The organism is Robiginitalea sp., assembly GCF_049588695.1.
GTDB lineage: Bacteria > Bacteroidota > Bacteroidia > Flavobacteriales > Flavobacteriaceae > Robiginitalea.
Map to the genome: position 1 here is coordinate 1 of NZ_JBAVZJ010000447.1, position 4895 is coordinate 4895.

Genomic DNA, 4895 nt, shown 5'->3' on the forward strand with positions numbered 1-4895 from the left:
TTGGTCATGTACCCTGCATAGGCGTGCGGAATGGCGTAGTGGACATGGAGTACCTCTATGTCGTACATTTTTATGGTATCCACCAATTTACTGGACAGTGCGAGTTCATAGGGCTGGTAGTGAAACAAGGGGTATTCGGGGACGAAGACCTCGTGGAAATGGATATTGTTGCTCAACAATTCCAGCCGTACGGGTTGCTTGTAGGTGACAAAATGAATTTCATGGCCCCTCTGGGCCAGGGCGATCCCCAGTTCGGTGGCCACAACACCACTTCCCCCAAAGGTCGGATAACAAACGATAGCGAGTTTCATATGCCCTAATTTACGTTATAAATACGTTTTAGTTGATAAGGGAATCATAAATAGCCTGTTGGATACGGGAACGCAGGCCGCTTTGAATCAGCATGGTATTGGAGGAAGAGGGATAGGTGCGGTTCGAGAGGAAGACGTAGACCAGTCCTGTTTCAGGGTCTGCCCAGGTAAAAGTCCCCGTAAATCCGCTGTGCCCGAAACTCTTGTTCGATACACAACCACAGGTAGGGCCGGGTTCCTCGAGTTGGGGTTTGTCAAAACCAACACCCCGGCGCACGTTCTGATTGCAGAAATAGCATTTATTGAATTTTTCAACAGTCCGGGAATTCAGATAGCGCTTCCCGCCATAATAGCCCCCCTGCAGGTACATCTGCATGATCTTGGCCACATCGTTGGCATTGCTGAACAATCCCGCGTGCCCTCCTACCCCACCCTGCATAGCCGCGCCCATATCGTGGACAAAACCCTGCACGATCTGATAACGGTAATAGTTATCCACTTCTGTGGGCATTATCTGCGATTTCGGGAAACGGTCCAGTGGCCTGTAGGTGGTATGGTTCGCTCCCAGGGAATGATAAAAGTGAGTGTGCGTTAGCTCATCTAAAGACTTGTTGTAGGAATCTTCAATAAACTTTTTAAAAACGTAATACGGCACATCGCTGTAGCGATAGCGGTTGGATTTTAGACTTTGACGCCCGATACGATTATAGATGGAATCATTGTAGGCATCGGATAAGTACATTCGTTCCGCGACTTGTACTGAGTAGCCTTCTGCAGGATTCGGGCGGTAAAAGTCCGGGGAAGGCTTCCGGTCCTTATTCAGGGTATCGAGATAAAATGCAATCCAGGCCGGCAGGCGACCGTAATGGCTCAGGGCCTTAAGGACGGTTACGTCCCGGAGTTCCGTTTCTGCATAGTCCGGATTGAGTTCCCCAAAGGTGGTCTCAAACCCGATACGCCCCGTCTCTTCCATTTGCATAAGCATCGGAAGCGTAGCCAGGATCTTTGTCAGCGAGGCCAAATCGTATAAGTCGGTATTGGTCACCGGGCGCTCGGAATCATAGGTCGGTTTCCCATAGGCCTTTTGAAACACGACCTGCCCATGCCGGGCGATAAGCACCTGTGCTCCCGGAAACATCAGGGAGTCCAATCCAATCTGCATCAGGCTATCTACCATTGACAGGCGCTGCGCATCCAGACCCACGCGCTCAGGGAGGCTGTATCCCAGGCGATCCAGTAGTTGGGTGGATTGTCCGCTTCCCGCAGGGAACGACGGGTGTGCAGTAACCGGGAGTTTACCCCGGGCTTCAAAGACGCCAAAAAGGAGCTCTGCAGCTACTTGCTGGCTGATAATGCTATTCTGATAAGCCATAACCACACCATCCAGGTTGTCGAAGGAAAGGACTTCCGAGAGGATGTAAGGTTTTGCAAAAACTGTAAGAATGCTGTTGGAAGTGGGCTGGCGGGCAATTTCCTCCAGCCAGAACAGTTCTTTTTCTGTGAAACTGTGTTTTTTATAGGGTGATTCATTGGACTGGTGCATCCCGATAATCACAAGGTTGTAATCTTTAAGTTTTCGGTTCAGCGTCCCGATATCATTGGCCGTTACCTCTTCGATATTCGCGTAATTCCTGAGGTGATCCAAAAACGGTCGGTGGTCTTCCGTTCCGAACTTGACATATGCAATTTTCTTATTCTCCAGGTTCTTGATTCCTATCAGGTCTGCCCGGTTCTTCAGCACAGTAATCGCCTGCTCCATGGCACGCTCCCCAAGGAGCTCGGACTTTTCTGATTTCAGGGATTCCAGCAGATTTTCGGTTTTCACAGGCGTGTATTGGTGCAGTCCCGCTTTGTACTTGGCGTTCAGGATTTTTTTCACCGAGGCAGCCATCCGTGTTTCGGAAACCTGTCCGCTGCGATAAGCCTCCAGAACAGCCGTATAGTCAGCTTCGAGATCTTCCGGCATCAGCAGTAAATCATTTCCGGCTAAAAAAGCGCCCAGGGAGGCATTGCTCACCCCCTGGTAACCTGTCACACCTTTCATATTAAGGGCATCGGTACAAATCAAACCCTGGAAATCCATTTCATTGCGGAGTACATTACGCAAGAGTTTCGGAGAAAGGGATGTCGGTTCCCCGGGGACCCCTGTAAGGGCGGGAACATCGAGGTGTGCAATCATCACCCCATCCAATCCCCGTGAAATCAGGGAACGAAAAGGAACGAGCTCCACGGTGTCCAGACGTCGACGATCGAACAATACCTGGGGGAGCGCCTTATGGGAATCTACTGAGGTATCTCCGTGGCCCGGAAAGTGTTTCGCAGTGGTCAGTATTCCTGCACCCTGCATCCCTTTCATCACTGCCAGGGCCTGCCTGCTCACCAGAGCAGGGGTTTCCCCGAAGGATCGATTCCCGATAATTGGATTTTGGGGATTGGTATTGATATCCACCACAGGTGCAAAATTCAGGTGTACCCCCATACGGCCCAGCTGCATCCCCATTTCCCTGCCAATATCCCCGAGCAGTGTTGTGTCCTGGATGGCGCCCAGTGTCATATTCCATGGAAAGGCATAGGTAGAATCCAGTCGCATGGCCAGTCCCCACTCGGCATCCAACCCAATCAGCAGGGGTGTTTGGGAGCGCTCCTGAAGTATATTTGTAAGTCGGGCCTGAACCTGGGGCGTTCCTTTTGAAAAGATAAGGCCCCCTATTCTATATTGGGAAATCCATTCTTCGGCCTTTTTGAGTTCGGAGGCCTCCCGGGCCGGATCGGAAGAAATCATGACCATAAACAGTTGCCCCACCTTTTCTTCCGGGCTCATCTGGGAATACACAGCTTCCACCCATGACTGCTGGGCGGTCGTGTCTGAAGTGATCAAGGGACCGGATTGAGCCGTCCCCCACCCTGTGCACAAGAGCGATAAAACGATAACGGCAAATTTCTTACATCCTCCCATTATTCATGACGTAATTCCCTCCCAACACCCGGTCGAAAGAGTATGTAAAAACCCCGACAGACGGCTAGAAAAAACGACCGTGCCAGCTCTCGGAAGCAGGAACCTCCCAATTCTCGGTATAGTCTTGTTTATTGGCCACCAGGTTGTTAAAAACGATCGTTTTTCCTGAGACGGAGCGCGCCTTCGCCATTTTTCTGAATTCCTCCAGCGATTTATACGCCAGATACTCCCCCTGTTTGTAGGTTACATTCATCCGGTCCAGTAGTGTTACCCCATATTTAGCTTCCAGGGCCTGTAGAAAATGAACGGAAGCATCAATGCTGCATCCCGAGGCTGAGGCCCCGGACTGATCCAGCCCAATAACGATAAATCGATTATAGGGCAGCTCATACCCTGCATGGAGATCACTCCCATGAGCGGTCCATTGGGTCAGGAAAGCTTCAAGGTCCTTTGCAATATGATGTATTTCTTCTTCCGTAAAGGGCCTGTTGGATTGGTACACCCATATTCGCGCCTCCTCGGGCAATGACTCAAATGGAACTAACATAGCAATTTTTTATACTCGTATTAAAGGTCTGCCACCCCGTCGAGCAGTTCAGCAATATCCAAAACCTTTATACTGGCCTCTTTTTCTTTATTCTTCACCCCGTCTGTCATCATGGTATTGCAAAACGGACAACCCGCGGCAATGACATCAGGCTTGGCCTCAATAGCCTCTTCGGTTCGTTTAATATTGACCTCCTGATCTCCTTTTTCAGCTTCCTTGAACATCTGTGCCCCACCGGCTCCACAGCAGAGTCCGCGTTCCCTGCAGTTTTTCATTTCTACCAGTTCGGCATCGATCTTACGGATGATTTCCCTGGGGGCCTCGTAAACACCGTTGGCCCTCCCCAGATAACAAGGATCGTGGAAAGTCACGCGTTTTCCCCGAAAAGACCCTCCTTCTACCTGCAGTCTTCCCTCCTTAATCAGGTCCCGCAACAACTGGGTATGGTGGACAACTTCGTACTCCCCCCCCAGTCCCGGGTATTCATTTTTAAGGGTATTGAAACAGTGTGGACAGGTTGTCACTATTTTCTGCACGCCGTACCCGTTGAGTACCTGGATATTTACCGCTGCCTGCATTTGAAATAAAAATTCGTTACCTGCGCGTTTGGCCGGGTCGCCTGTACAGCTCTCTTCCGTGCCCAAAACCGCAAAAGACACTTCCGCCTTTTGAAGTAAATTCACAAAAGCCTTGGTGATTTTTTTGGCGCGGTCGTCAAAACTCCCGGCGCATCCCACCCAAAAAAGTATTTCAGGCTGTTTTCCCAGGGCAGCCATTTCGGCCATCGTAGGGACTTTATTTTGTTTGTTATCAGCTTGCTCCTGTTCCATTAGTTCTCGTCCTTCCAATTCAGGCGGTCCATTTGGTTAAAAGGCCAGGGGGCGCCATTATTCTCAATATTGCTCATCATAACATTGAGCTCCGATGGGGCCGCGGATTGTTCCATCACCAGGTACCTTCGCATGTCGAGGATGATCGAAAGGGGGTCGATACTCACCGGGCATGCCTCTACACAGGCATTACATGAGGTACAGGCCCACAATTCTTCCCGGCTGATGTAATCGTCGAGCAATTGCTTCCC

General features: G+C 50.5%; 4 protein-coding genes and 1 pseudogene. All 5 read right to left on the reverse strand.

The window, feature by feature from the left end; translation table 11 throughout:
• The coding region (locus WBV75_RS10565; protein ID WP_424120577.1) for a glycosyltransferase at positions 1-311 on the reverse strand (311 nt) is incomplete at its 3' end.
• A 28-nt stretch (positions 312-339) separates the two neighbouring features.
• Complete coding sequence (locus WBV75_RS10570) at positions 340-3189, reverse strand: glycoside hydrolase family 3 N-terminal domain-containing protein (RefSeq protein ID WP_424120578.1); 2850 nt, start codon at positions 3187-3189, stop codon at positions 340-342.
• A 142-nt stretch (positions 3190-3331) separates the two neighbouring features.
• A complete protein-coding gene (locus WBV75_RS10575; RefSeq protein ID WP_424120579.1) occupies positions 3332-3814 on the reverse strand; it encodes an ABC transporter ATPase in 483 nt (160 codons plus the stop codon).
• A 20-nt stretch (positions 3815-3834) separates the two neighbouring features.
• On the reverse strand, positions 3835-4644 hold the full coding sequence (locus WBV75_RS10580; RefSeq protein WP_424120580.1) for a (Fe-S)-binding protein: 810 nt from the start codon (positions 4642-4644) through the stop codon (positions 3835-3837).
• Positions 4644-4895, reverse strand: a pseudogene (locus tag WBV75_RS10585) (Fe-S oxidoreductase); the annotation flags it as partial. The gene WBV75_RS10580 and the pseudogene WBV75_RS10585, both read right to left, overlap by 1 nt.

What these genes read in the sequence shown, in the direction of transcription:
- WBV75_RS10575 (WP_424120579.1), bottom strand. Translation starts at nt 3,814, where the DNA reads ATGTTAGTTCCATTTGAGTCATTGCCCGAGGAGGCGCGAATATGGGTG.
- WBV75_RS10580 (WP_424120580.1), bottom strand. Translation starts at nt 4,644, where the DNA reads ATGGAACAGGAGCAAGCTGATAACAAACAAAATAAAGTCCCTACGATG.